This is a genomic window from Curtobacterium sp. Curtsp57 (assembly GCF_047324335.1).
GTDB lineage: Bacteria > Actinomycetota > Actinomycetes > Actinomycetales > Microbacteriaceae > Curtobacterium.
In genome coordinates, this window is record NZ_CP168511.1 from 1976806 (window position 1) to 2003538 (window position 26733).

Annotated in this window: 21 protein-coding genes, 1 tRNA gene and 1 pseudogene; 10 read left to right on the top strand and 13 right to left on the bottom strand. The window is 65.5% G+C overall.

The window, feature by feature from the left end:
• Positions 1-552 precede the first annotated feature (552 nt).
• The 3 genes from mmsA (at position 553) to ACEN9V_RS09235 (ending at position 4535) form a co-directional block, all read left to right on the top strand.
• On the top strand, positions 553-2076 hold the full coding sequence (gene mmsA / locus ACEN9V_RS09225) for a multiple monosaccharide ABC transporter ATP-binding protein (protein WP_413603046.1): 1524 nt from the start codon (positions 553-555) through the stop codon (positions 2074-2076).
• Positions 2073-3365 carry a multiple monosaccharide ABC transporter permease gene (gene mmsB, locus ACEN9V_RS09230; protein ID WP_413603000.1) on the top strand — a complete coding sequence of 431 codons (1293 nt, stop codon included), beginning with the start codon at positions 2073-2075 and terminating at the stop codon, positions 3363-3365. Before mmsA ends, mmsB begins: the two co-directional genes overlap by 4 nt.
• Before the next feature lie 63 nt (positions 3366-3428).
• Positions 3429-4535 carry a substrate-binding domain-containing protein gene (locus ACEN9V_RS09235; protein WP_413603001.1) on the top strand — a complete coding sequence of 369 codons (1107 nt, stop codon included), beginning with the start codon at positions 3429-3431 and terminating at the stop codon, positions 4533-4535.
• 226 nt (positions 4536-4761) lie between these two features.
• On the opposite strand, the gene ACEN9V_RS09240 is transcribed toward ACEN9V_RS09235, so the two are convergent.
• From ACEN9V_RS09240 to dcd, 3 genes are all read right to left on the bottom strand, one after another.
• A complete protein-coding gene (locus tag ACEN9V_RS09240) occupies positions 4762-5091 on the bottom strand; it encodes a DUF86 domain-containing protein (RefSeq protein WP_281266734.1) in 330 nt (109 codons plus the stop codon).
• On the bottom strand, positions 5088-5603 hold the full coding sequence (locus tag ACEN9V_RS09245) for a helix-turn-helix domain-containing protein (protein WP_413603002.1): 516 nt from the start codon (positions 5601-5603) through the stop codon (positions 5088-5090). The genes ACEN9V_RS09240 and ACEN9V_RS09245 overlap by 4 nt, the downstream gene beginning before the upstream one ends.
• 100 nt (positions 5604-5703) lie before the next feature.
• Positions 5704-6291, bottom strand: coding sequence for a dCTP deaminase (gene dcd, locus ACEN9V_RS09250; protein ID WP_402727958.1), 588 nt, complete (start codon positions 6289-6291; stop codon positions 5704-5706).
• A gap of 86 nt (positions 6292-6377) precedes the next feature.
• Between dcd and ACEN9V_RS09255 the strand changes: the two genes are divergently transcribed.
• Together ACEN9V_RS09255 and ACEN9V_RS09260 are read left to right on the top strand one after the other, a co-directional pair.
• Positions 6378-7478 (top strand): GNAT family N-acetyltransferase, encoded by a 1101-nt coding sequence (locus ACEN9V_RS09255; protein ID WP_413603003.1) that lies wholly within the window; start codon positions 6378-6380, stop codon positions 7476-7478.
• 67 nt (positions 7479-7545) lie between these two features.
• Positions 7546-9588, top strand: coding sequence for a cytochrome c oxidase assembly protein (locus tag ACEN9V_RS09260; protein WP_413603004.1), 2043 nt, complete (start codon positions 7546-7548; stop codon positions 9586-9588).
• Between the two features lie 180 nt (positions 9589-9768).
• Here the strand turns inward: ACEN9V_RS09260 and ACEN9V_RS09265 are convergent, their stop codons facing one another.
• Both ACEN9V_RS09265 and ACEN9V_RS09270 read right to left on the bottom strand, forming a co-directional pair.
• Positions 9769-10116 carry a hypothetical protein gene (locus tag ACEN9V_RS09265; protein ID WP_281266729.1) on the bottom strand — a complete coding sequence of 116 codons (348 nt, stop codon included), beginning with the start codon at positions 10114-10116 and terminating at the stop codon, positions 9769-9771.
• A complete protein-coding gene (locus tag ACEN9V_RS09270; protein WP_413603005.1) occupies positions 10106-11194 on the bottom strand; it encodes a DUF6177 family protein in 1089 nt (362 codons plus the stop codon). Before ACEN9V_RS09270 ends, ACEN9V_RS09265 begins: the two co-directional genes overlap by 11 nt.
• A gap of 209 nt (positions 11195-11403) precedes the next feature.
• Between ACEN9V_RS09270 and ACEN9V_RS09275 the strand changes: the two genes are divergently transcribed.
• Positions 11404-11477, top strand: a tRNA-Gly gene (locus ACEN9V_RS09275).
• A 259-nt stretch (positions 11478-11736) separates the two neighbouring features.
• Entirely contained in the window at positions 11737-12504 is a 768-nt protein-coding gene (locus ACEN9V_RS09280; protein ID WP_413603006.1) for a hypothetical protein, read from the top strand.
• 501 nt (positions 12505-13005) lie between these two features.
• Here ACEN9V_RS09280 and ACEN9V_RS09285 read toward each other — a convergent pair.
• The 8 genes and pseudogenes from ACEN9V_RS09285 to ACEN9V_RS09320 form a co-directional block, all read right to left on the bottom strand.
• Entirely contained in the window at positions 13006-13533 is a 528-nt protein-coding gene (locus ACEN9V_RS09285; protein WP_413603007.1) for a hypothetical protein, read from the bottom strand.
• 354 nt (positions 13534-13887) lie between these two features.
• Positions 13888-14076 (bottom strand): hypothetical protein, encoded by a 189-nt coding sequence (locus ACEN9V_RS09290; protein ID WP_413603008.1) that lies wholly within the window; start codon positions 14074-14076, stop codon positions 13888-13890.
• Positions 14077-14102: 26 nt separating this feature from the next.
• On the bottom strand, positions 14103-14477 hold the full coding sequence (locus ACEN9V_RS09295) for a hypothetical protein (protein ID WP_413603009.1): 375 nt from the start codon (positions 14475-14477) through the stop codon (positions 14103-14105).
• 89 nt (positions 14478-14566) lie between these two features.
• A complete protein-coding gene (locus tag ACEN9V_RS09300) occupies positions 14567-14761 on the bottom strand; it encodes a hypothetical protein (protein ID WP_413603010.1) in 195 nt (64 codons plus the stop codon).
• A gap of 387 nt (positions 14762-15148) precedes the next feature.
• Positions 15149-15517: a hypothetical protein gene (locus ACEN9V_RS09305; RefSeq protein ID WP_413603011.1), complete on the bottom strand. Its 369-nt coding sequence runs from the start codon at positions 15515-15517 to the stop codon at positions 15149-15151.
• Positions 15514-15741 (bottom strand): hypothetical protein, encoded by a 228-nt coding sequence (locus tag ACEN9V_RS09310; protein WP_413603012.1) that lies wholly within the window; start codon positions 15739-15741, stop codon positions 15514-15516. Before ACEN9V_RS09310 ends, ACEN9V_RS09305 begins: the two co-directional genes overlap by 4 nt.
• 24 nt (positions 15742-15765) lie before the next feature.
• Entirely contained in the window at positions 15766-15933 is a 168-nt protein-coding gene (locus tag ACEN9V_RS09315) for a hypothetical protein (protein ID WP_413603093.1), read from the bottom strand.
• 181 nt (positions 15934-16114) lie between these two features.
• Positions 16115-16441: pseudogene (locus ACEN9V_RS09320) on the bottom strand (TraM recognition domain-containing protein); the annotation flags it as partial.
• Between the two features lie 323 nt (positions 16442-16764).
• On the opposite strand from ACEN9V_RS09320, the gene ACEN9V_RS09325 reads away from it, so the two are divergent.
• From ACEN9V_RS09325 to ACEN9V_RS09335, 3 genes are all read left to right on the top strand, one after another.
• Positions 16765-17196, top strand: a complete 432-nt coding sequence (locus tag ACEN9V_RS09325; RefSeq protein WP_413600070.1) for a hypothetical protein — start codon at positions 16765-16767, stop codon at positions 17194-17196.
• Positions 17197-17295: 99 nt separating this feature from the next.
• A complete protein-coding gene (locus ACEN9V_RS09330) occupies positions 17296-17949 on the top strand; it encodes a hypothetical protein (RefSeq protein WP_413603013.1) in 654 nt (217 codons plus the stop codon).
• A 7-nt stretch (positions 17950-17956) separates the two neighbouring features.
• Positions 17957-26578, top strand: a complete 8622-nt coding sequence (locus tag ACEN9V_RS09335; RefSeq protein WP_413603014.1) for a hypothetical protein — start codon at positions 17957-17959, stop codon at positions 26576-26578.
• Positions 26579-26733: the final 155 nt, after the last annotated feature.

Here is a 26733-nt window from a genome sequence, read left to right on the forward strand (position 1 = left end):
GTTCCGCGCGTAGGAGGCCGTTCCGCGCGTAGGAGGCCGTTCCGCGCGTAGGAGGCCGTTTCGCGCGTAGGAGGTCAGTATTTTCGACCTCCTACGCGCGATTCGGCTCCCTACGCGCGATTCGGCCCACCGCGGCGACCGGCCGGAACGGCGGACGGGAGGCTCGTGGCCAGGCCGTCACGAGCCTCCCCGTCCGATGCCCGCCACGCCGGGGAAGCGACCCCACATCGAGGGTCACCGTGCGGCCCGACGGCGCGGAACTGCGGGCCGTTACCGAAACGCGACCAATCCGAATTGACACCCGCGCCGACGCCGTGCGTAGTATTACCTCCGTTCCAGCCGATGTGACCGTTCACATGGACCGTCACACAGGCTGGGGCACCGGACGCGACAACGAAGTCCACACAGACTCCCTGTGCCTTCGCTGCCGCTCGCAGAACCACCGAAGGACTGCCGCACCGAAGCGGCAGAAGGAGATGCACAGTGGCGTCAAACCCGATCGACACCGGACTCGAGACCCGGTCGATCACCGCACCCGAGACCATCCTCGAGATGCGGTCGATCACCAAGGAGTTCCCTGGTGTCAAGGCCCTCGCGGACGTCTCGCTCACGGTCCGCGCCGGTGAGATCCACGCGATCTGCGGCGAGAACGGTGCGGGCAAGTCGACCCTCATGAAGGTCCTGTCCGGCGTCTACCCGTACGGCACCTACACGGGCGAGATCGTCTACGAAGGCGAAGAGGTCCGCTTCAAGGACATCAAGCAGTCCGAGCAGGCCGGCATCGTCATCATCCACCAGGAGCTCGCGCTCATCCCGGAGCTCTCGATCACCGAGAACCTGTTCCTCGGCAACGAGCCGAGCCGCTTCGGGGCGATCGACTGGACCACGGCCCAGCTCCGCGCCCAGGACCTGCTCGCCCGCGTCGGCCTCGCCGACGACCCGGACACGCAGATCAAGAACATCGGTGTCGGCAAGCAGCAGCTGGTCGAGATCGCCAAGGCACTGCACAAGGACGTCAAGCTCCTCATCCTCGACGAGCCCACCGCGGCGCTCAACGAGAACGACTCGCAGCACCTGCTCGACCTGATCGTCGGTCTGAAGGCCAAGGGCATCTCGAGCATCATCATCAGCCACAAGCTCAACGAGATCGAGCAGATCGCCGACAGCATCACGATCATCCGTGACGGCAAGGCCATCGAGACGCTCAACGTCAAGGCGGACGGCGTCAACGAGGACCGCATCATCCGCGGGATGGTCGGCCGCTCGCTCGAGTCCCGCTTCCCCGACCGCACCCCGAAGATCGGCGAGACCTTCTTCGAGGTCCGCGACTGGACCGTGCAGCACCCCCTCGACTCGTCCCGCCTGGTCTGCAAGGGCTCGAACTTCCACGTGAAGCGCGGCGAGATCGTCGGGTTCGCCGGGCTCATGGGCGCCGGCCGCACCGAGCTCGCGATGAGCATCTTCGGCCACTCCTACGGCACGTTCCTCGGCGGCCAGGTCTTCAAGGACGGCCAGGAGATAAAGCTCAACAACGTCCAGCAGGCGATCGACGCCGGGCTCGGCTACGTGTCCGAGGACCGCAAGGCCCTCGGCCTGAACCTGCTCGACACCGTGAAGCGCTCGACGGTGTCCGCCGACCTGCACAAGATCTCGAAGGCCGGCGTCGTGGACTCCCTCGAGGAGTACGACGTCGCCGAGAAGTACCGGAAACTGCTCCGCACCAAGGTGCCGACCGTCGAGGAGAACGTCGGGAAGCTCTCCGGCGGGAACCAGCAGAAGGTCGTCCTGTCCAAGTGGATGTTCACCGATCCGGACCTGCTCATCCTCGACGAACCGACCCGCGGCATCGACGTGGGCGCCAAGTTCGAGATCTACGGCATCATCCAGCAGCTCGCGGCCGAGGGGAAGGGCATCATCCTCATCTCGTCCGAGCTCCCCGAACTCCTGGGCCTCTCCGACCGGATCTACACGATCTTCGAGGGCCAGATCACCAACGACGTACCGGCCGACCAGGCCGATCCGGAAACGCTCATGCGCAGCATGACCTCCGCGCGGAAGGGCGCACTCGCGAAATGAAGAACTTGAGACTGCTCTTCGGTAAGGGCAACAGCATCGGCCAGTACGGCATGATCATCGCGTTGATCGCGATCCTCGCCATCTTCTCGGTCACGACGAACGGGCTCATCCTCGAGCCCACGAACGTCATCAACCTGTTCCTGCAGTACTCCTACATCCTCATCCTGGCGCTCGGCATGGTCATGGTGATCATCGCCGGCCACATCGACCTGTCGGTCGGATCGGTCGCGGCGGTCGTCGGCATCGTCGTCGCCCAGTCGATGGCCGTGTGGCACTTCCCGGTGTGGGCCGCGATCGTCCTCGGCCTGGTGTGCGGCGCCCTGATCGGTGCGTGGCAGGGCTTCTGGGTCGCGTTCGTCCGGGTCCCCGCGTTCATCGTGACGCTGGCCGGTCAGTTGATCTTCCGCGGTGCGAACCAGATCATCGGCAACTCGACCTCCGTCCCGGTGCCGGACAGCTACACGACGATCGGTGCCGGGTTCATCCCGGACTTCGGACCAGGTACCCCGTTCTCGAACGGCACCGTCCTGATCGGTCTCGTCACCGTCGCGGCGCTCATCATCATCGAGGCGCGCGGGCGGTCCCGTCGCCGGAAGATGCAGGCAGAGGTCCCGCCGCTGTGGGTCTCGGTCGTCCGCACCGGTGTGCTCGTCGCCGTGACGCTCGTCGCGACGTACCTGTTCGCGGCCGGCCCCGTCGGCACCTCGGTCCCGATCGTCGCGATCATCCTCGGCGTCCTGACGATCATCTACGGCTTCGTCACGAAGAACACGATCTTCGGCCGCCAGGTCTACGCCGTCGGTGGCAACGCCAACGCCGCGATCCTCTCCGGCGTCAGCGCGCGGAAGGTCAACTTCTTCGTCATGATGAACATGTCCGTCCTCGCCGCGATCGCCGGCATGGTGTTCGTCGGCTACTCCGGCGCGTCCGGTCCTGCTGACGGCACCGGCTGGGAGCTCGACGCGATCGCCGCCGTGTTCGTCGGTGGTGCGGCCGTCGCCGGTGGTGTCGGCACGATCTCCGGGTCGATCATCGGTGGTCTCGTCATGGCGCTGCTGTCGAACGGCCTGCAGCTCATGGGCATCGAGTCGAACAAGGTGCAGATCATCCGTGGTCTCGTCCTGCTCGTCGCCGTCGCCTTCGACGTCTACTCGAAGTCGCAGGGGCGTCCGTCCCTGATCGGCGGCATGATGCGGCAGTTCCAGCGCAAGGAGACCCAGCAGGACGCTGTGGCCGCGCAGCAGCCGAAGTCCATCGAGGACCAGCCCGAGAAGATCACCCTCCCCTAGCTCACCCATTCCCCACAGCGGGGCTCCGGCCCCATTCCTCCTCAACGAAGAGAAAGCAATCACATGCGCAAGAAGATCGTCGCCGGCCTCAGCCTGGCGCTCATCGCGGGTCTCGCCCTCAGCGGCTGCTCCGCACGTGGCTCGGACTCCGGCAGCGGTTCCGACGCGGCCATCAAGAAGGGCGACCTCATCGGCGTGGCGCTCCCGGCGAAGACCTCGCAGAACTGGGTCCTCGCGGGTGCCGCGTTCAAGAAGTCGATCGAGGACGCCGGCTTCAAGGCCGACATCCAGTACGCCAACGCCGGCAACCCCGTCCCGGACCAGCAGTCGCAGATCTCGGGCATGATCACCAAGGGTGCGAAGGCCGTCATCATCGGTGCGGCCGACGGCTCGCAGCTCACCTCGCAGGTGAAGTCGGCGAAGTCCTCTGGCGCCGTCGTCATCGCCTGGGACCGCAACATCCTGAACACCAAGAACGTCGACTACTACGTCGCGTTCAACAACTACAAGGTCGGCCAGCTGCAGGCCAACGCGCTCCTCAAGGGCCTCAAGGAGAAGAAGGGCAACGGACCGTACAACGTCGAGCTCTTCGCCGGTTCGCCGGACGACGCCAACGCGACCGTGTTCTTCAACGGTGCGATGAGCGTCCTGCAGCCGAAGATCGACGACGGCACGCTCAAGGTCGTCTCGGGTCAGACCACGTTCGGCAAGGTCAACACGCAGGGCTGGCTCGCGCAGAAGGCCCAGTCCCGCATGACGGACCTCCTGTCGCAGTACTACACGGGTGACACCAAGCTCGACGGCGTCCTGTCGCCGAACGACACCCTCGCCCGTGCGATCCTGACGGCGACCAAGGCCGCCGGCAAGGAGAACCCCGTCGTCACCGGGCAGGACTCGGAGACCGCGTCGATCCCGCTCATCATGAGCGGCGAGCAGTACTCGACGATCTACAAGAACACCACGGAAGAAGCCCAGGCGGCCGTGGACCTGGTCTCGACGCTGGCCAAGGGCGACAAGCCCGAGACCAAGATCGACAAGACGAACAACTACAACGGCGTGAAGACGGTCCCCGCGATCGAGCTCACCCCGGTCCTCGTCACCAAGGACAACGCCGTCGAGGCCTACAAGGGCAACGACACCCTCGAGAAGCTGGCCGAGGCCGGCAAGTAAGCAACACAGCACCCGACAGGGCCCCGTCTGCATCGCGGACGGGGCCCTGTCCCGTTCCCGGCCTGCGGGCCCGGGGCGTCGCGCCCGGCCACGGACATCGCGCCCGTTCGCGACGGGGCGCGGTGTCCGCACCGGGGTGCGAACCAGCCGGCCGCCACCAACCGTCGGACGGGAGGCTCGTGGCGGGCCCGCCACGAGCCTCCCGTCCGGAGCACGCGAGCCGGGGCTAGCCGTGGCGGGCACGCAGGCGGCGGGCCGCCTCGCAGAGGTGCGGGACGTCCACCCGAGCGGTCCCGAGCACGATCGCCGGCGTCGTGTCGAAGTAGCGCCGGGTGAGTCGTTCGCCGAGGAGCGAGACCCGCGACCACGGGATGCCCGGCTCGCCGGCCGTCACCGCCACCGGGAGCATCCGCACGGCCTCGCCGATCTCGACGAGGCGCATCCGGACCGCGTCGTAGACGAGGTCCTCCGGCAGCGACGTGTCCGAGACGTACCGGTCGATGACCCCGCATGCCCGGATGACGTCGTCGAGCCGCTCCGGGACGTCGCGGTTCACAGCGGCACCGCGTCCCGGACGACGTCCTCGCTCATGCCGGCCGCCGCGACGACGTCGACGCGCACGCCGAGCACCTGCTCCGCGGCGTCCTGGATGCGCATGAGGGCGAAGATCCCGAGCCCCGGCCGCAGGTCCACCATCAGGTCGACGTCACTGTCCGGGCCGTCCTCGCCCCGGGCGACGCTGCCGAACAGTCGCGGGTTCATCCCGCCGAGTCGTGTGATGACCTCGAGCAGCTCGAGTCGGGCGGCGGCGACCCGTTCGCGGAGCGGCGGCGGATCGGCGACGGGCTCCAGGTCGATGACGGTCATGAAGCCCGCGGCGAAGAGCAACCGCTGGAGCGCCGCGAGGGACGGCTCGCGTCGACCGTTCTCGTAGGTGCTGATGACGCTCTGCGTGACGCCCGCCCGCTTCGCGAGCTGGACCTGGGTCAGCTCGGCACGGTGTCGCGCGTCACGGATGAGGTCGGCCGCGGACAGTCGGTCCGCGGGTCGTGCAAGGACACCTGACATGACGCCACGATACACAAGATGAGAAATTTCGTATCATCTCGCGCAACGATCGTCCTGCCCCGCGTGTCGGAGCGGGGGGCGTTGCACGTCCGCGAGGTCGTCAGTCGCGGACGGAGACGTCCGTCCGGTGGAAGTTCTGCGCCGACCGCGAGGGTGTCGGGCCACGCTGGCCCTGGTACCGCGACTGGTACTCGGCGGAGCCGTACGGCTTGTCCGCGGGGCTCGACAGCTGGAAGAAGCAGAGCTGCCCGATCTTCATGCCCGGCCAGAGCTTGATGGGCAGGGTCGCGACGTTCGAGAGCTCCAGGGTCACGTGGCCGGAGAACCCGGGGTCGATGAACCCGGCGGTCGAGTGCGTCAGGAGTCCGAGGCGGCCGAGCGAGCTCTTCCCCTCGAGTCTGGCAGCGATGTCGTCGGGGAGCGTGACGACCTCGTACGTCGACCCCAGCACGAACTCACCAGGGTGCAGCACGAAGGCCTCGTCCGGGTCGGTCTCTACCAGACGGGTCAGGTCGGGCTGGTCCACGGCCGGGTCGATGTGGGGGTACTTGTGGTTGTCGAACAGCCGGAAGAACTTGTCGAGGCGCACGTCGACGCTCGACGGCTGGACGAGCGAGAGATCGCGGGGATCGAGGCCGATCCGGCCTGCAGCGAGCTGGGCGGTGATGTCGCGGTCGGAGAGCAGCACGGTACGGAATCCTAGCGGGCACAGGCGCTCCCCCGATATGCTGCTCGGCTGCCCTGCAGACGGCACGGGCGGCGGAAGGAACCACCGTGTACCGCGTCGTCGAACTCGACGTCCCCACCACCATGACCGACGACCCTGCGAAGGTGCGGGCGTTCCGGGAGTGGGTCGACGTGTCGAACCGCTCAGAGGTCGCCGTCCACGGGCTCGCCGAGCTCGCCTGGAAGGCCGAGGAACAGCTCCCCCTGCAGCACGATCCGGAGGCACCGAGCCGACTGTTCGTCGTCCGGGACGAGACGGCTGACTCCGAGGACGGGGGCATCGTCGCCGCCGGCGCGTACGACTCGAAGACCGCCGAGGGCACCCCGAACTGCTGGATCTCGATCGGCGTCGACCCCGAACACCGCCGCCGCGGGATCGGCACCCTGCTCGCCGACCACATCGAGGGCATCGCCCGCGCCGAGGGCCGCACCCAGTGGAAGACCTACGCGGTGTCGCGGCAGGTCGGTCCCGCTGCCGGCCCCGGGTACGTCGTCGCCCCGACCGGATTCGGCGCCGTCCCGTCGGACGAGCCAGGGGTCCGCTTCCTGACCGGCCGAGGCTGGCGGTTCGGCCAGGTGAACCGCATCAGCCGACTCGCGCTGCCGGCCGACCACTCGGTGGTGCAGACCCTGCACGAGCGGGCGTCGACGGCGGCAGGTCCCGACTACCGCGTGCACACCTGGACGGGTCGCACGCCGACCGAGTGGCAGGCGGGCATCGCCCTGCTCGAGACCCGGATGAGCACCGACGCACCAGAGGGCGACATGGAGGAGCCGGAGGACGTGTGGACCGTCGAGCGGCTGCAGGAACACGAGGAACACCTCGAGGGCTCCCCCAGGACGTTGCTCACCGTCGCGATCGAACACGTCCCGAGCACCACCCTCGTGGGTTTCACGCAGCTGTCCGTGCCGGACGACCGCGACCAGCCCGTGTTCCAGTGGGACACGCTCGTCCTCAAGGAACACCGCGGGCACCGGCTCGGCTGGCTGCTCAAGGTCGTCGGGATCGAGACGATCGAGCGGGACCACCCGGGGCACCCGTCCATCGTGACGTTCAACGCCGAGGAGAACCGGCCGATGCTCGACGTGAACGAGGCGGTCGGGTTCGTCGGCGTGGGCAGCGAGGGGATCTGGGAGCGCAAGGTGTGATCAGTCGGCAGCGCCTACCATGGAGGGTCCGCGGTCTCGCGGACGCAAGCGTCCCCGGAACAGGTCGATGACCGTCACGTCACCCGAAACACAGCCTGGAGGCTCGGCGCCGGAATCGGCGCCCGTCACCGCTCGTACGTCCACCGTCGCGACCGTGCTCGCCATCGCGATCCCGCTCGCGGTCGGCTGCTCGATCCTCGGCATGACCGTGACCGGCGCGTTCACGGCGAGCCAGCAGCTCGTGTCGGCCGGCGACCTCGTGCAGTACGGGCTCCCCGTCGCGCGGGTGGTGCACGACACGATGGCGGCGCTCACGATCGGGCTGCTCATCGTCGCTGCGTTCGCGCTCCCCGCGCAGAAGAAGGACCACGGGGCGATGTCGAGCGTCCAGCACCGGGCGGTCCGGTGGGCGGCGACGACCGGGGCGATCTGGTTCCTCGCCGCCGTCGTCAGCCTGGTCTTCACCGGGGCGAACACCCTCGGGGTCCCGCTGACGAACTCGGTGTTCGCGCGGAACTTCATGCTCTTCGCGTTCCAGGTCGAGATCGGGCAGGCGCTCGTCGTGTCGGCGGCCGCGATCCTCATCGCGACGGTGCTCGCGGCGTTCGCGACCCGGGTCACGACACTCGCAGTGGCGACGGTCGCCGGGCTCTTCGCGCTGCTCCCCCTCGCCCTCTCCGGCCATGCCGCCGGATCCCTCGAGCACGCCAACGCGGTCAACTCCCTCGCGATCCACCTCATCGGGGTGTGCGTGTGGGCCGGTGGGCTCGTCGCGGTCGTCGCACTGCGCACCAGGACGAAGGGCGCCACCGGACGCATGGTCGCCCGGTACTCGACGCTCGCCGGGTGGTCGTTCGCCGCCGTGGCGTTCTCCGGCATCGTGAACGCGTCGCTCCGTCTGACCGGGCCGCTCGACCTGTTCACGACGACCTACGGCTGGCTCATCACCGTCAAGGCGTCGATCCTGATCCTGCTCGGGCTCGCCGGTGTCGTGCAGCGACGGAAACTCGTGCCGGCACTGCTGCGCTCCCCGCTGGACCGCCGGTCGTTCACCCGGTTCGCCCTCGCCGAGATCGTGTTCATGGCCGTCGCGATCGGCGTCTCGGTCGCGGTGTCCAGGAGCCAGCCGCCGATCCCACAGACCCCGGAGACGGGCGAGGACACCCGCTCGGGCCTCATCGGCTACCCGTACCCGCCGACGCAGACACTGCACACCTTCCTGACGCAGTGGCACATCGACTGGGTGTGGCTCGCCCTCGCCGTGGTCGGTGCCGGCTGGTACCTCTTCGCCGTCCGGAAGCTCCGGAAGCGCGGCGACAAGTGGCCCGTCGGCCGGACGATCTCGTGGCTGCTCGGCTGCGCGGTGTTCATCTGGACGACCTCGGCCGGTCCGTCGGTCTACGGCATGATCCACTTCTCGTCGCACATGATCCAGCACATGCTGCTGATGATGTTCGTGCCGCTGCCGCTCGTGCTCGGCGGCCCGGTACTGCTCGCGCTGCGGACCCTGCCGGTCCGGAACGACGGCTCGCGCGGCGCCCGGGAGTGGCTCATGCTGTTCGTGCACTCGCGGTACATGCAGTTCATGGCGAAGCCCGCCGTCGCCGGGGTGATCTTCGCCGGGTCCCTCGTGGTGTTCTACTTCACCGGTGCGTTCCAGGCCGCGATGCAGTCACACGAGTGGCACGTGGCGATGGTGGTCCACTTCGTGCTGAGCGGCTACCTGTTCTTCTGGGTGTTCGTCGGCATCGACCCCGGTCCCAAGCGCCCGCAGTACCCGATCCTCATCATCGCCCTGCTCGCGACCCTGGCGTTCCACGCGTTCTTCGGTGTCGCTGTGATGACGTCGGAGTCGATCTACGCCGTCGACTGGTTCCACGCCCTCGGGCAGACGAACGACGCCGCACTCCTCGCCGACCAGCACACCGGCGGCGGCATCGCGTGGGGTGCGTCCGAGCTGCCGATGGTGTTCGTGGCGCTGCTCGTGGTGCGGAACTGGGTGAAGTCGGACAAGCGCGACGCGAAGCGCCTCGACCGCCAGGCCGACCGCGACGGGGACGCCGAGCTGAAGGCGTACAACGAGCGTCTGTCCGCGATGAACCGCGACTGACACGGAGCCAGTCGGGCGGCCCGCGGCGCCGTCCCGCGGCTCCGGCCGCCGGCCCTCCGCACAACCGGAAGCACCCCGAACCGCCGATCGCCGTGGTTCGGAGTGCTTTCGGTTGTGCGGGTGCGATCCGTACCGCCGCCGTACCGCCACCGCGCCGCGGGGTGGGAGCGCGCGCGGCGATCAGTCCCCGTGGACGATGCAGACCGCGTCGAGGTCGAGTGCGGCCTCGAGCGCAGCCGCGATCCCGGACTCGCCGTCCGATCCGGCAGGGGTCACGGTGTCCACCCACCACAGCGGGGTCCCGAGGGTCGGGGCGTCCGGGAGGATCCGCTCCACCTCGTCGAACGAGTCGACCCGGCGGACGCCGAGCACCGTGATCACCGGGTGTTCCTGGTCACGACAGACCTGCATCATCGGGCCGTCGTCGAGGGCCCGCACACCCCACGTGTCGTCGTGGAGCAGCAGCGCCTCGGCGACCTCGCGGATCTCCACCTGTTCCCGGCAGAGCAGGGTCACGTCACGGGGCACCGATGCCACCGTGCCGACCGCCGGCACCGACGTGCCCGTCGAGCGTTCCCTCGTCGTGCGCCGGGTCGAGCGGTGCGCCGCCGACCAGCTGGAGGAAGCGGTCCTCGTCGATGCGGTCGAGGAACGACTCGAGCGCCGTCCAGCCGTCTTCGAGCCGGACGATGAGTCCTTGCCCGCCTCCGTCGACCGCAGCACCGGCGCCGAACGTCGAGGTCGAGGTGTGCGGCGGCGGCCACACGGCACCTCGGTCGAGGAACCCGGCCGCCTCCGGCCCGACCACGACGGCGAGTGGTGCCGGTTCGCCGTGCGACACGGCACGGACGAGGTGGTCGGCGTCCCCACGCCGCTGCATCACGACGCCGAACACCGGGACGACGTCTTCGGCGACGCGGTGCACGGCCTCGAGCAGCCGGTCCGCGAGCGCCGGGTCCGCCCCGTCCTCCGGGATCGTCAGGACGGCGGACATGGTCTCGATGACGACGCCGTCGGTGAGGTGCGCGGTCATGGTCGCGGAGAAGCCGTCGCCCACGGCGTACGAGGTGCTGACGCCGGGCGACTCGTGCTTGGCGTACTGCGTGACGACCCAGCGGTCCCACGGCACCGACAGCGGCTCGGCGGTGCCCCAGCGCGTCGGACAGGTACCGACCGTGTGGCACAGGGCCTCGATCGCGGAGCCGATGTCGATCGCCCGCTCGTCGTGGTGGCGCAGCGTGAGGTCGATGCTGATCTGGCGCACCGAGTCACCGGCGACCGGGTGTTCAGGGGACGGTGTCCCGAGCAGTTCCGGCCCGCGCTCGACGAAGTCCTCGACGCCGGCGGCACGGACACCGGTCCGGCCGTCGCGGAGGCTCCCGTCGAGGTCCCGCACCGCCCACGCGGCTCCGTGTACGCCCAGGGCGTGGCGGAGCGCCGGCGTGAGCGCAGCCTGCGGCCCGGTCCGGAGCACGACCATGCGTTCGGCCGCGGACGCACGCCGCAGCAGCGAGGCCAGCGCCTCGGTCAGCCACACCACCTGCGAGTCGGAGTCGACCACGATCGCGGGGCCGACGACGTCGTCGATGAGGGGATGTCTGACCATCCGGGTCCTCCTCGGTTCAGGGTCGCTGGAACTCCCTGGACGGTACACACGCGTCCGACACCTGTCCGTCAGGCGGGCGGGCTCACAGAAGAGACACGGGCACCGGACGGGAGGCTCGGGTCGGCCCCGGCACGGCGGCACACGGCACGCGGTCGGCTGGCTTCCAGGCGAGAATCCGGTATGGTTGTCGAGTCCCGCTGAGCGGGCACGCGAGTGTAGTTCAATGGTAGAACTCCAGCTTCCCAAGCTGGTAGCGCGGGTTCGATTCCCGTCACTCGCTCCAAAGGTCCCCGCGGTCGTCCTCGGGTACCGATCTGCCACCACCGGCCTCCAAGAGGCGCAGTCGCTCCTCTGTCTCGGCGTCTGCCGGCAGGTGCACCAGCAGTCGCAGCCCCGGATCGGGTTCGAGCCACGTGATCGCGACGTCGAAGCGGAGCCGTCCGACCCGCGGGTTGTCGTAGGCAGCCGAGGACTCCGGCGACGAACGCATTATCGACGCCGACTACGCCGCCGCGAACCTGCACCTCGCGTACGCGTCGACCATGCACGGCAACCAGGTCGAGACCACGGACGTCGCGCACACCGGGCCTGGCGTCGATGCCGCCGGCCTCTACGTCGGCACCACCCGCGGTAAGTTCCACAACGAAGCTATCCACGTCGCTGGCCCCCTCGACGACGCCCGTCAGCAGCTCATCGTTACCATCACCCGCGGGATCCCCAAGACCACCATCGCCGACGGCCGCGCCGCCGCGCAGGCCGAACTCGACACCGCTGCCCGCATCCCCGGCGATTCCGACGTGCCTGCACCCTGGCAGGACCGCCCCTGGGGCCAGGTCGCCGACGTCGACGGCCGACTCCGCAGCGAACGGACCGCGCAGCACGACTCCCGGAGCGCGCTCGAGGACGTCGTCGACCGGATCGCACATCGCGAGCGGACCCTCGTGAAGCTCGACCAGCGGCTCGCCGAGCTCGCAGCACACGACAACGCGAACCGGCACGCAGACCGACTTGTCGAACCCGCCGAGCGCGACAAGCTCGCCGACGCCCGGGACCGCCTCGCGGCCGGTCTCGAAAAGGACCGTGCCCGGCAGATCACGCTGTCCAAGGCGTACCGGAAGGTCATGGCGCGCATCAACGACGGCGGCACCGGACAGCGACTCCGCTCCGGGCAGCCCGACCCGATACGCCGAACCGAGGCGAACGGCCGCGACGCACGGCGCGCACGCACGGACCACGTCTCCGCACCAGCGACGTGGCAGCGGACCGATACCGAACGCCCGAGCATGTCCTGGCTCGTCCCGGAACCATGACGGACAGCACGTCGAGCACGTGCGGTTTCCTTATCTAGATCGACCGGCGGGCGCGGTCCAGGGCCGACGATCCCCTAACCAATCAGTCGAGAAGTGAGGACTCGGACTGCTCATGATCCGTGCAGGAGCCTCGAAGGAGTGCTCGGCCGACCGCCAACGACGAGTGAATCATCGAAGCGTCAACGTGCACGGTGTCTTCCCCGCGGCGCTACGCGATCGTGATCGCGGCAGCGTCGTAGCGCTCATCGAAACTGACTGCACCGCGGACGAGAAATGGCTTGTTCTCCGCGGGCTATGGGGCGATGTCGATCAAGACCAGCGGCCGGTCTTCAGCAGTTTGAGCGACGTCGACGCGCAGCCCGACGGGGTGTGGGAAGACGAAATGGTTGAGGGTCTGGAGGTACTGGCACGGCTGTGTATAAACCTCCCGGAGGCCACCGACTTCGCTGATGATCTCTCCGCCCCCTCGCTGTGGTGTAGTCGTGCGAGCTCCGAAGACGATTACTCCACCCTCCTCGGCGTTGCAGAAGGCGGCCACCGCCGCCGCCAACGAATGCTTCTCGTGCTTCTGGGACAGATCTTTCTCTTGCCGCTCCGGCGGTGCTTCCGGGCGAGCTCCAGCCCGAGCACGGCAGCTTGTTCGCGCACTCCCTCGGCGGCAGTGTGTGTCGCATTCACCGCCGCCTCCAGCGCCGTGTCGACCTCGCGCCGTTCGTCCTGCTCCAGCCCGTCGATCCGCGCAGACAGTTCCTCCACGCGGTCCCGCACTGCGCTGAAGTCGACCCCGAGTGCCCCGGACGTGCCGACGGCGCCGATGGCACTGTCCAGGGCGCTTCCTAGGTCCCGGTCCTGAACGAGTGTGCCCCGCAACGTCCCCAGCAAGTCCAAGGGTGTGCCGGAGGTTTCCCGGAACGCCCACTCCAAGAACGACGTCGTCGCATGTGACCCCATCCACGACGTGTCGATGAGTGCGAGCTTGTGCAGGTCGGGGAGCTTGAAGACGGTACTCGCGCTCAGTCTGGCGCCCACCGATCCGAACTTGCCGAGGACGTCCAGGCCCGTCAGCTTCGCGGTGCTGTCCGCGATCGCGAACGTCGGCGCGAGCTTGTTCAGCTGCCAGCCGAGCTTCGCGTCGAGGGCGAAGCTCTGGCTTTATGCGATTTGGTCAAACAGCGGTTGAAGCATCGCGCGGCGAGCATTGGCGAGATCGCCGTGAGCGCCGGGGAAAGGCCGAGTGCTTCTGGAGTGAACATCTTCCCGATGCGGGTCGCCTCGGTGAACCCGAAGTCCCGATCCGAGCCGCGCGCAGTCGCTATGGCATCACCTTCTCACCCGCGACCGACGTTCCACGCGTGTCGGCGGACATTACCGTCTGCCCCATGCTCACGCACGGTGCCGCCGGAGAGCGGTCGCTGGCGGGGTGAGTTCGGCGTCGACATGCTGTGAGGCGGTGAGCCACGCTCGCGCGACCGAGTTGCGTCGGGCGTGGTCCGTCGCGACGAGCCAACCCACGATGATCGCGCCGACGATCAGACCCCCGATGAGCGCGATCGTGTCCGTCCCCGTGCTCAAGGCGTTCCTTGCCTGGCGGACGGCACTCATCGCGGCTGCCGATCGTGCGTACGGCCAGCGTCGACAAGGTCGTCGGCGCGAACCTGCGCGTCGCGAGCGACCGCCACGACGGACTGCAGCAGAAACAGTGTGTAGGTGCCCATCAGACCGGCGAACGCCGCGACAGCCGCGACACCGGCGCCGAGCACCGTGCTCGGTGACGAGCTTCTCGCTCGCGCGGATCGCTCGGTGAGGACGACGATCGCCTCCAGCCGTTCAGTCGGCGACGCGGCTCGGTACGCGCTGAGCCGTTCTTCGAAGCGCAGCAGATCGGTGTGCACGTGCGCGGTCTGGCCCGGGAAGATGCGGCGCCAGTAGCTCTCTAGCTGGGCTCCTCGTACACGGTGCGCTTGTTTGCTCACGATCCGCAGTCTTCCAGCCCGCGACACGGCGCAGGCTCCCCGACGGGGCCGTGCACCCTTCCACCGCCGCTGGAGCTGTTCCGGACGGGTCAGTCGACGGTGCGGGCGTACTGGACCTGCCAGCCGTCGGGAACCGGCTGTCGGAACGCCTGCATCGAGGCGTCGCGGTTCTGGCCGGTGGCCTCGTGGTCGCAGGTCGCGACCGCACGAGCGATCGCGTGGATCGTGATCTGCCCGCCCGTGATCGACGTGGTGCCGGCCTGGACGAGCTCGTAGCCGTCCATGTCGATAGCCGCAATCGCGGCCCTACGCGCCGCCGCAGTGTCGGACGCGGTCGCTTCGGCCTCTCGAGTTTCGGTCGATTGCAAGATCCCACACGCAGTCGTCACACCATCAGTGTCCCGTCACCACGGTGGCGTCGCCGCGAAGAACGCGTCTGAGACTTCGTCTCCCAGCTCCGTAGAACGGAGCACACACACCAAAGGAGTCTCATGGAGCACCATCCGACCTGGCTTGACCTGACGCACGTCGCGTTGCAGGGAGCGACCCTCGCCGTCGCGATCTTGACGCTGATCCTGCCGTGACGACTCACCCTCCGGGACCGCGAGGCCCGTCCGGACGTACGAAGCGGGACGCCCCATGCGTGGGGCGTCCCGCTTCGTGGTCCCGACCTAGCGGCGGTGGTCGGGTCGGTGGTTGTCGCCGCCGGTCCCGCACGAGCCGTCCCAGGCGGCGACGCGTTCCCGGAAGTGGTGGAACCGTTCGTGCCACTGCAGCGGGCCGAGGCCGCTGTCTTGTTCATCGAAGCAGACCAGCGATCCCACGTGGAGCGCGGAGAGCTCCTCAATGAGCCACGCGTGGAATGCCCAGCGGTCCGGGACGATCTTGCGCTTGATCGGGTACCGCGCAAGCAACCAAGTCACCCACTCGGACAGTTCGTCGAGCGCGACCTGCTGCTGCGCTTCGCCGCGGTTGCGCCAGTTCACCGGCTGGTACCCGTGCGCCTCGTCTGGCACGACTGGGTCGTCGCCGGTGTTCATGCTCCGGCCCCCGCGAAGCTCGTCGCCCAGTCGTCGAGCGTGCGCTGGAGTCGGCGGCGGAGCCGGGCGATCGCGCGGAGACTCGCGTCGCGGCGGCGCAGGTTGCGGCGGAGGACCTGGTCGGTGTCGAGGATCCGATGCAGCTGCTCGTGCACGTCGGTGCGGACAGCGACGAGGTCGTCATGGCGCTCCCCCGCAACCCAGCCGAGGCGGGGTTGCCGCACACCGGCGTAGTCGAGGTGGTGCAGCTACAGCGTGTACTTCGTCCCGGGCTGCCCCGTGATCGCACAGCGGACACGGCCGTGCCGTGCTGCTTCCTCGGTGAACCACTCGTCGCGGCGGGCGAACCAGACCCCGGACTTCAGGAAGCCGGAGCGGTACCTGTTCCCGACGGCACCAGGGCGGCCGTTGCTCATCGGACGGCTCCTGACTGGCCGCGGAACGTGGCGAGCTGTTCGGCTTGGGTGCGTTTCCGGCCGGCGCTGATCTCGTCGGCGTCGACGCGGGTGGTCCACCGTCGGGGTCGAGGAGGATCCCGCGCCGGTTCTTGTAGGCGAGCAGGCCGATCCGTTCGGGCATGCGGCGCAGCTCGTCGACGGTCATCAACGCTTCCCGGTCGGTCTGCACGTTCGAGGAGTCCCCCTTCTCGGAGTACGTGGCGGAGGACCGTCGCACCTTCCGGGTGCCGAGCATCGCTTCGACGTCGCGGAGGTGCGCGACGTCGGCCGCGCCGCCGAGGAGGATCTTCTCGGTCGCTGCGGACCAGATCGACGCCGCTTCGGGTTCGCCTTCGGCTTCGGCTTCGGCTTCCGCTTCGGACCAAGCGGACTTCGCCTGCGACATCGCCTGCACGACGACGAGGGCGCTGATGCCGATGCCGCCGCCGTCGGCCATCACGGTGGGCAGTTCCGCCCAGGAGCACATGTTGACGATCTCGTCGAGGACACGCCGAGGGGCTAAGAGCGCGGTCGATTGGTGGGAAGGTTCCCGCGCGGATGTCCCGTTCCAACGCTGGGTCACGGTCCGCGGGTGACCTACGTTCCGTCTACACGAGCGCGTATGGCGGGCGGGAGAACCCCGCGCGGTGCGCAGGAGGAATCACCTCAAGCATCGGCTGAAAGGAGCGGCATCTCGAGGCCGCTCAAGTGGCTGCTGAAGTTGGCACCGAGAACCACCCCTCAACAGGGGGCGGCGGACCTTCAAAGCCATCGATACTGTCTGTGAATCAGAGAACGTTGAGGGGACACATGCTGCGAGTAGAGGCCGGTACGTCGACGGGGGGCTCCTCGGGCGGTAAATCGCTGCGCGACGAAGAACGAAATATCACCTTCAAATTCCTTGGAACGCTAGCGATGGGGTCGGTATTCGCTTTTGAATTGACATGGAACGAGCGAATCATCCCTGTGAGCGCACGACAGGGGCTAGTCGGAGCCAGCTACGACACGGGTTACATTTTGTACACCGAACCCAATGTTACTGGCAGCGTCGCTTTCTCGAGTACCTATGATACTCCCGCATACGAGTTCACATCTCCTGAAGAAGAACAACAGGCACGCGCAATTGCGACAGAATGCCTAATTGTTTTCGGTGAGATGTTCAACGGGCTTTCTAAATCTGACGGCAAAATTCGCGTTCGCAATGGCGTAGACGAACTCAGCCTTCACGACTTCGGCTACTGATCCGAGCACGCAAACGCGTTCCTAATATTTTCGTCACTTCTTGCTGCACCGACGCATGAGGCATCGGTGATTTTCCCGGGGGCACCTATGTCGACAACCATGACTGCTGCAGACGCGATTGACGCGCTGAACTCATTCCTTGCAACAAACCCAAGCGAGGCCCAGCTCGCCGCGAAGATCAAAGATCTCGCAGATGGGTTGTCCATCGCCCAGGACACGCCCGCTAATCCAGACCGAGTGTGGCTTGCGTATAGTGGCGGCACCTTCCCTGACCCGGATAAGACAGACTTCAGTGGCGTTCCTTACGAATCGGCCATGGAGTTTGCCGCGTCCAACCGTGGTGCCTATGGAATCATCGATAACTCCGAGGTGGGCAAGTTCCTTGGGAGTGCGGACGTATCGAACGCAATCGTTGAGGTCTACGGCTCGTTGTGGACCGATTCGGCGAAGCTGCTGCGCTTCGGCTCGAGCACTGTGGATGAACACGGTAATGTTGTTCCCGACGGGATGTGGGACAAGGCTTCCATGCGTTACGCGGAAGCCGCCTCGGGCGACGTGGTACTTTTCGGGCCAAATGCTCGCGAAGATCGTATTTTCTCGCTCATCGAGCTGCCCACGCTCATGAATAATCCGGCTGTGACGTCCATCAATGGGCATTCCAAGTCCGAGCTTGCTGCTATTGCTAGCGAATGGGAAGCTTCTGCATGGGGCAGGTACCGGCAGCGCGGGTATTTTCGAGACTGTTGTCGCTGAATCGAAAATGTTTTACGCCGGGCTGGATTTCAATAAGGCGGTTCCCGGCCATTCTGCAGGCCCACTCTTTGAAGCACTCAAGGCTCAGGTTGAGCAATTCACTGGCCTGCATCTGCCTAGCGGCGCGGCTCCCGTCGGCAGCCCAGTCAGTACGCCGGATGCAAAGCCCGTTTCATTCAGCGATCTACTGAACGGTCTTCTGCATGACGAGACCGGATCGATAACTGTTGAGGCTTTGAATCTGGGTAGCGTTGCTCGGATCCTCAAGGGTGTGGGCGTTGTCGGCGGTGCCGCTGCTGTGGTGTGGGACGTGTTCGCCACAGCTCACGAAGTGGCCGAGCGGTTCCAGGCTGGCGATCGCGACGGTGCTCTCGACTTGATCGGCGAGTATTCTGCACGCAACGTCGGCGGTATTCTTGGCGGAATTGCGGGTGAGATGCTCGCATCCGCGGCAATCGGCCTTATGCTCGCGGCTTTCGAGCTCACGCCAGTTGGCTGGGCAGTTACGCTCGGCGTATTCATCGGTGCCGGGATCGGGGCGTTGGTCGGGTCGCAGATCGGTGAGGACCTCTACGAGAGCTTCTCCGATTTGATGAATGCGTTGTTTAGCGGGGATTTGTCGGACTGGTTAAACGGGGCTGGCCCGTTCTACACGCGTCCGATCGATCCGCTGGTACTTGACCTCGACGGCGATGGTCTCGATGTCATCGACTTGGCCCACTCGAACGCACACTTCGACCTCAACGACAACGGCCTCGCCGAGAAGACCGCTTGGATCGGATCTGATGACGGCTTCCTCGCGCTGGACAGCAATGGCAACGGCCGCATCGATGGCATCAACGAGCTCTTCGGCAACGAAACCACCGACGGCTTCCAGGTCCTTGCAAAGTACGACGACAACAAAGACGGCGTCATCGACGCCAACGACGCCATTTACGACCAGCTCAAGGTCTGGCGCGACCTCGACGGCGACGGTGTCACGGACGTCGGTGAACTCACGTCGCTTCGTGATGCGGGCGTGGCCAGCATCAATTTGCAAACCTCCCGCACCGGTGAATGGGTCAACGGTAACCTTTCAACCGAGTCCGCCACCTACACCAAAGCAGACGGCACCGCCGGCAAGATCGCTGACATCTGGTTCCAGAACGACCAAGTCCACACCGTCGACCCCAACGCCGACACCACCCCGGTCAGCGCCACCGCGAAGCAGCTTCCCCACCTCACCGGGTTCGGCACGGTCCTTGACCTCTCCCATGCCCTCGATGCGAATCCCGCATTGATGGCAGCGCTGACCGGTATCGTCACCGGATCCAGTACCGCCAGCGTGCAAGAGATCTACACCCAGGTCGAGCAGTTCCTGCTCACCTGGGCTGGTGCAGACACCGCTACCCCAGGAACCCGCGGCGACATGGACGCCGTTCACGCAGCGTTCCTCGAAGCAGTACACGGCACCACCTACCTCAACCAGGCGAAGGGCGCCATCACCGGCAACTCCGCGACGGCACTCGAGACCTACTACCAGTCCGTGATGCACACCTTCGTCGAACGTCTCGCCGCACAGCTGCCCGCGTCAGCCGCCGCCCTCGCACACGACTCCACCCTGATCGACGCCCACCCCCTCGCCGTCCTCAGCGCTGCCCTGTTCGACCAGCAGTTCGCCACGGCCGGTGTCCCCGCGCTGATCCTCGAGCACACACTCACCAAGCTGCTCACCGACATCCCCGCCACAATCACCAGCAGCACTCAAATCGCCGATGTCCTCCACGTCTTCGAAACACTGCAGACGTTCGCACCAGCGATGACCAGCGGCGGCACCACCCTCACCGACCGCATCCTCACCGCAATCGAGCAGCATCCCCTCGACACCGGCACCGCAGCCCTCATCACCGCCCTCAAAAACGGTGCACACCTCGTCACCGGCGGAACCGGCAACGACACCATTACCGCGCACGGCAACACCCCAGACCTCATCATCGGCGGCACCGGCAACGACCACATCAACGGCGGTGACGGCAACGACACCTACCTCTGGAACCCCGGAGACGGCCACGACACCATCGCCGACACCGGCAACACCACCAACGACACCCTCAACATCAACGGCGTTACCCCCGACCAAATCACCATCGAACGATTCGCCAACGGCGACATCACCATCCACATCAACACCCCCGACCCCACCAACGCCGGCTCCATCACCCTCGCCCACAGCACCAACTACGGCACTGGCATCGAAACCCTCAACATCAACGGCACCACCTACCCCATCAACACCGCGCTTGCCATTCTGAATGGCATCTGGGAGGGCGGTGACGCTGATGACACCATCTACGGCTACAACGGCAACGACAGGATCGATGGTGGTGCTGGCAACGACACCATCAATGGCGGCGATGGTGATGACATCCTCATCGGCGGCACTGGGGACGACATCCTCACCGGCGGCGCCGGGAGTGACACGTATGTCTGGTCGCGTGGTGATGGCAACGACACCATCGTCGAGAGTGGCTACAACGATGCCAGCACCGACACCCTCGTCTTGCACGGGGTGACGTTGGCGGATCTGCAGGTCAACCTGCATGACAACTACAACGAGACGTCGAGCTACTACTACTCCGGTGACGCGATCGTGACGGTCAAGGAGTCCGCTCCCGGCGCCGGCGATGGCGGCGTCATCACGATGCCAGCGTCGTTGCTGAAGAGCGACGGTTACGGCACCGGAGTTGAACAGATCCGGCTCGATGACGGCACGGTCCTGACTCGAGCTGACATTCAGCAGCTCTCGCTCCGGGGCGGCGCCGACAGCGACACGATCTATGGTTTCTCTTCCAACGACACCATCACCGGTGGTGCCGGTGACGACTACCTCAACGGTCAGTTGGGTAACGACAGGATCGATGGTGGTGCTGGCAACGACACCATCAATGGCGGCGATGGTGATGACATCCTCATCGGCGGCACTGGGGACGACATCCTCACCGGCGGCGCCGGGAGTGATGCGTATGTCTGGTCGCGTGGTGATGGCAACGACACCATCGTCGAGAGTGACTACAACGATGCCAGCACCGACACCCTCAAGCTCCACGGAGTGACGGCGGCAGACGTGAGCGTTAACCTGCACTCCGTTTACAACACCAGCCCGAGCTACTCATGGGGTTCTTCTTACGCCGGTGATGTGGTCTTGACGGTCAAGGAGTCCGCTCCCGGGGCTGGCGATGGGGCAACGATCACACTGAACAGTTCCCTGTTCAGCAACAACACCGGCGGCGGCGTCGAGCAGGTCGTGTTCGATGATGGCACCACCTGGACCCGCGAAGACTTCCAGAAGCTGTCCCTCATCGGCGGTGACGCTGATGACACCATCTACGGCTACAACGGCAACGACACCATCACCGGTGGTGCCGGTGACGACTACCTCAACGGTCAGTTGGGTAACGACAGGATCGATGGTGGTGCTGGCAACGACACCATCAATGGCGGCGATGGTGATGACATCCTCATCGGCGGCACTGGGGACGACATCCTCACCGGCGGCGCCGGGAGTGACACGTATGTCTGGTCGCGTGGTGATGGCAACGACACCATCGTCGAGAGTGGCTACAACGATGCCAGCACCGACACCCTCGTCTTGCACGGGGTGATGTTGGCGGATCTGCAGGTCAACCTGCATGACAACTACAACGAGACGTCGAGCTACTACTACTCCGGTGACGCGATCGTGACGGTCAAGGAGTCCGCTCCCGGCGCCGGCGATGGCGGCGTCATCACGATGCCAGCGTCGTTGCTGAAGAGCGACGGTTACGGCACCGGAGTTGAACAGATCCGGCTCGATGACGGCACGGTCCTGACTCGAGCTGACATTCAGCAGCTCTCGCTCCGGGGCGGCGCCGACAGCGACACGATCTATGGTTTCTCTTCCAACGACACCATCACCGGTGGTGCCGGTGACGACTACCTCAACGGTCAGTTGGGTAACGACAGGATCGATGGTGGTGCTGGCAACGACACCATCAATGGCGGCGATGGTGATGACATCCTCATCGGCGGCACTGGGGACGACATCCTCACCGGCGGCGCCGGGAGTGACACGTATGTCTGGTCGCGTGGTGATGGCAACGACACCATCGTCGAGAGTGACTACAACGATGCCAGCACCGACACCCTCAAGCTCCACGGAGTGACGGCGGCAGACGTGAGCGTTAACCTGCACTCCGTTTACAACACCAGCCCGAGCTACTCATGGGGTTCTTCTTACGCCGGTGATGTGGTCTTGACGGTCAAGGAGTCCGCTCCCGGGGCTGGCGATGGGGCAACGATCACACTGAACAGTTCCCTGTTCAGCAACAACACCGGCGGCGGCGTCGAGCAGGTCGTGTTCGATGATGGCACCACCTGGACCCGCGAAGACTTCCAGAAGCTGTCCCTCATCGGCGGTGACGCTGATGACACCATCTACGGCTACAACGGCAACGACACCATCACCGGTGGTGCCGGTGACGACTACCTCAACGGTCAGTTGGGTAACGACAGGATCGATGGTGGTGCTGGCAACGACACCATCAATGGCGGCGATGGTGATGACATCCTCATCGGCGGCACTGGGGACGACATCCTCACCGGCGGCGCCGGGAGTGACACGTATGTCTGGTCGCGTGGTGATGGCAACGACACCATCGTCGAGAGTGGCTACAACGATGCCAGCACCGACACCCTCGTCTTGCACGGGGTGACGTTGGCGGATCTGCAGGTCAACCTGCATGACAACTACAACGAGACGTCGAGCTACTACTACTCCGGTGACGCGATCGTGACGGTCAAGGAGTCCGCTCCCGGCGCCGGCGATGGCGGCGTCATCACGATGCCAGCGTCGTTGCTGAAGAGCGACGGTTACGGCACCGGAGTTGAACAGATCCGGCTCGATGACGGCACGGTCCTGACTCGAGCTGACATTCAGCAGCTCTCGCTCCGGGGCGGCGCCGACAGCGACACGATCTATGGTTTCTCTTCCAACGACACCATCACCGGTGGTGCCGGTGACGACTACCTCAACGGTCAGTTGGGTAACGACAGGATCGATGGTGGTGCTGGCAACGACACCATCAATGGCGGCGATGGTGATGACATCCTCATCGGCGGCACCGGGGACGACATCCTCACCGGCGGCGCCGGGAGTGACACGTATGTCTGGTCGCGTGGTGATGGCAACGACACCATCGTCGAGAGTGACTACAACGATGCCAGCACCGACACCCTCAAGCTCCACGGAGTGACGGCGGCAGACGTGAGCGTTAACCTGCACTCCGTTTACAACACCAGCCCGAGCTACTCATGGGGTTCTTCTTACGCCGGTGATGTGGTCTTGACGGTCAAGGAGTCCGCTCCCGGGGCTGGCGATGGGGCAACGATCACACTGAACAGTTCCCTGTTCAGCAACAACACCGGCGGCGGCGTCGAGCAGGTCGTGTTCGATGATGGCACCACCTGGACCCGCGAAGACTTCCAGAAGCTGTCCCTCATCGGCGGTGACGCTGATGACACCATCTACGGCTACAACGGCAACGACACCATCACCGGTGGTGCCGGTGACGACTACCTCAACGGTCAGTTGGGTAACGACAGGATCGATGGTGGTGCTGGCAACGACACCATCAATGGCGGCGATGGTGATGACATCCTCATCGGCGGCACTGGGGACGACATCCTCACCGGCGGCGCCGGGAGTGACACGTATGTCTGGTCGCGTGGTGATGGCAACGACACCATCGTCGAGAGTGACTACAACGATGCCAGCACCGACACCCTCAAGCTCCACGGAGTGACGGCGGCAGACGTGAGCGTTAACCTGCACTCCGTTTACAACACCAGCCCGAGCTACTCATGGGGTTCTTCTTACGCCGGTGATGTGGTCTTGACGGTCAAGGAGTCCGCTCCCGGGGCTGGCGATGGGGCAACGATCACACTGAACAGTTCCCTGTTCAGCAACAACACCGGCGGCGGCGTCGAGCAGGTCGTGTTCGATGATGGCACCACCTGGACCCGCGAAGACTTCCAGAAGCTGTCCCTCATCGGCGGTGACGCTGATGACACCATCTACGGCTACAACGGCAACGACACCATCACCGGTGGTGCCGGTGACGACTACCTCAACGGTCAGTTGGGTAACGACAGGATCGATGGTGGTGCTGGCAACGACACCATCAATGGCGGCGATGGTGATGACATCCTCATCGGCGGCACTGGGGACGACATCCTCACCGGCGGCGCCGGGAGTGACACGTATGTCTGGTCGCGTGGTGATGGCAACGACACCATCGTCGAGAGTGGCTACAACGATGCCAGCACCGACACCCTCGTCTTGCACGGGGTGATGTTGGCGGATCTGCAGGTCAACCTGCATGACAACTACAACGAGACGTCGAGCTACTACTACTCCGGTGACGCGATCGTGACGGTCAAGGAGTCCGCTCCCGGCGCCGGCGATGGCGGCGTCATCACGATGCCAGCGTCGTTGCTGAAGAGCGACGGTTACGGCACCGGAGTTGAACAGATCCGGCTCGATGACGGCACGGTCCTGACTCGAGCTGACATTCAGCAGCTCTCGCTCCGGGGCGGCGCCGACAGCGACACGATCTATGGTTTCTCTTCCAACGACACCATCACCGGTGGTGCCGGTGACGACTACCTCAACGGTCAGTTGGGTAACGACAGGATCGATGGTGGTGCTGGCAACGACACCATCAATGGCGGCGATGGTGATGACATCCTCATCGGCGGCACTGGGGACGACATCCTCACCGGCGGCGCCGGGAGTGACACGTATGTCTGGTCGCGTGGTGATGGCAACGACACCATCGTCGAGAGTGACTACAACGATGCCAGCACCGACACCCTCAAGCTCCACGGAGTGACGGCGGCAGACGTGAGCGTTAACCTGCACTCCGTTTACAACACCAGCCCGAGCTACTCATGGGGTTCTTCTTACGCCGGTGATGTGGTCTTGACGGTCAAGGAGTCCGCTCCCGGGGCTGGCGATGGGGCAACGATCACACTGAACAGTTCCCTGTTCAGCAACAACACCGGCGGCGGCGTCGAGCAGGTCGTGTTCGATGATGGCACCACCTGGACCCGCGAAGACTTCCAGAAGCTGTCCCTCATCGGCGGTGACGCTGATGACACCATCTACGGCTACAACGGCAACGACAGGATCGATGGTGGTGCTGGCAACGACACCATCAATGGCGGCGATGGTGATGACATCCTCATCGGCGGCACTGGGGACGACATCCTCACCGGCGGCGCCGGGAGTGACACGTATGTCTGGTCGCGTGGTGATGGCAACGACACCATCGTCGAGAGTGGCTACAACGATGCCAGCACCGACACCCTCGTCTTGCACGGGGTGACGTTGGCGGATCTGCAGGTCAACCTGCATGACAACTACAACGAGACGTCGAGCTACTACTACTCCGGTGACGCGATCGTGACGGTCAAGGAGTCCGCTCCCGGCGCCGGCGATGGCGGCGTCATCACGATGCCAGCGTCGTTGCTGAAGAGCGACGGTTACGGCACCGGAGTTGAACAGATCCGGCTCGATGACGGCACGGTCCTGACTCGAGCTGACATTCAGCAGCTCTCGCTCCGGGGCGGCGCCGACAGCGACACGATCTATGGTTTCTCTTCCAACGACACCATCACCGGTGGTGCCGGTGACGACTACCTCAACGGTCAGTTGGGTAACGACAGGATCGATGGTGGTGCTGGCAACGACACCATCAATGGCGGCGATGGTGATGACATCCTCATCGGCGGCACTGGGGACGACATCCTCACCGGCGGCGCCGGGAGTGACACGTATGTCTGGTCGCGTGGTGATGGCAACGACACCATCGTCGAGAGTGGCTACAACGATGCCAGCACCGACACCCTCGTCTTGCACGGGGTGACGTTGGCGGATCTGCAGGTCAACCTGCATGACAACTACAACGAGACGTCGAGCTACTACTACTCCGGTGACGCGATCGTGACGGTCAAGGAGTCCGCTCCCGGCGCCGGCGATGGCGGCGTCATCACGATGCCAGCGTCGTTGCTGAAGAGCGACGGTTACGGCACCGGAGTTGAACAGATCCGGCTCGATGACGGCACGGTCCTGACTCGAGCTGACATTCAGCAGCTCTCGCTCCGGGGCGGCGCCGACAGCGACACGATCTATGGTTTCTCTTCCAACGACACCATCACCGGTGGTGCCGGTGACGACTACCTCAACGGTCAGTTGGGTAACGACAGGATCGATGGTGGTGCTGGCAACGACACCATCAATGGCGGCGATGGTGATGACATCCTCATCGGCGGCACCGGGGACGACATCCTCACCGGCGGCGCCGGGAACGACACGTTCGTGTTCGAGTTGGCTTCGGGTAACGATCGGATCACCGACTTCGCTTCTGCTGCATCAGGTGGGTTCGATGTCATCGATCTCACCGCATGGCAGGAGCTCACGTTTGACGACCTGATCGCTCAAGCAGAAGACACGAGCAACGGAGCGGTGCTCCACCTTGACCCGGACAACTCCTTCACGCTCGACGGAGTCCACCTGAGCACCCTCCTCAACGACGACTTCCGGATGATCTAACTTGTGCCCCCATACTCTCGCCTAGAAAGCGACCGAACGAACTCGAGAGCACACCTCTATTGAGTTGGTACGAAGTTTGCGCGGTGTCGATACAGAGAGAAGACGCGCGCACTCGGTAGACCTCGACGTGAATCGCGCTGCTTTCGCGATCCAAT

Bases quoted from the DNA above. Each gene is read 5' to 3' on its own strand.
- ACEN9V_RS09325 (WP_413600070.1), top strand. From the start codon at position 16,765: ATGCTGCGAGTAGAGGCCGGTACGTCGACGGGGGGCTCCTCGGGCGGT.
- ACEN9V_RS09280 (WP_413603006.1), top strand. From the start codon at position 11,737: ATGCACGGCAACCAGGTCGAGACCACGGACGTCGCGCACACCGGGCCT.
- ACEN9V_RS09330 (WP_413603013.1), top strand. From the start codon at position 17,296: ATGACTGCTGCAGACGCGATTGACGCGCTGAACTCATTCCTTGCAACA.
- ACEN9V_RS09245 (WP_413603002.1), bottom strand. From the start codon at position 5,603: ATGTCAGGTGTCCTTGCACGACCCGCGGACCGACTGTCCGCGGCCGAC.
- ACEN9V_RS09335 (WP_413603014.1), top strand. From the start codon at position 17,957: ATGTTTTACGCCGGGCTGGATTTCAATAAGGCGGTTCCCGGCCATTCT.
- mmsA (WP_413603046.1), top strand. From the start codon at position 553: ATGCGGTCGATCACCAAGGAGTTCCCTGGTGTCAAGGCCCTCGCGGAC.
- ACEN9V_RS09305 (WP_413603011.1), bottom strand. From the start codon at position 15,517: ATGAACACCGGCGACGACCCAGTCGTGCCAGACGAGGCGCACGGGTAC.
- ACEN9V_RS09315 (WP_413603093.1), bottom strand. From the start codon at position 15,933: ATGAGCAACGGCCGCCCTGGTGCCGTCGGGAACAGGTACCGCTCCGGC.
- ACEN9V_RS09300 (WP_413603010.1), bottom strand. From the start codon at position 14,761: ATGGACGGCTACGAGCTCGTCCAGGCCGGCACCACGTCGATCACGGGC.
- ACEN9V_RS09270 (WP_413603005.1), bottom strand. From the start codon at position 11,194: ATGGTCAGACATCCCCTCATCGACGACGTCGTCGGCCCCGCGATCGTG.
- ACEN9V_RS09235 (WP_413603001.1), top strand. From the start codon at position 3,429: ATGCGCAAGAAGATCGTCGCCGGCCTCAGCCTGGCGCTCATCGCGGGT.
- mmsB (WP_413603000.1), top strand. From the start codon at position 2,073: ATGAAGAACTTGAGACTGCTCTTCGGTAAGGGCAACAGCATCGGCCAG.
- ACEN9V_RS09260 (WP_413603004.1), top strand. From the start codon at position 7,546: ATGACCGTCACGTCACCCGAAACACAGCCTGGAGGCTCGGCGCCGGAA.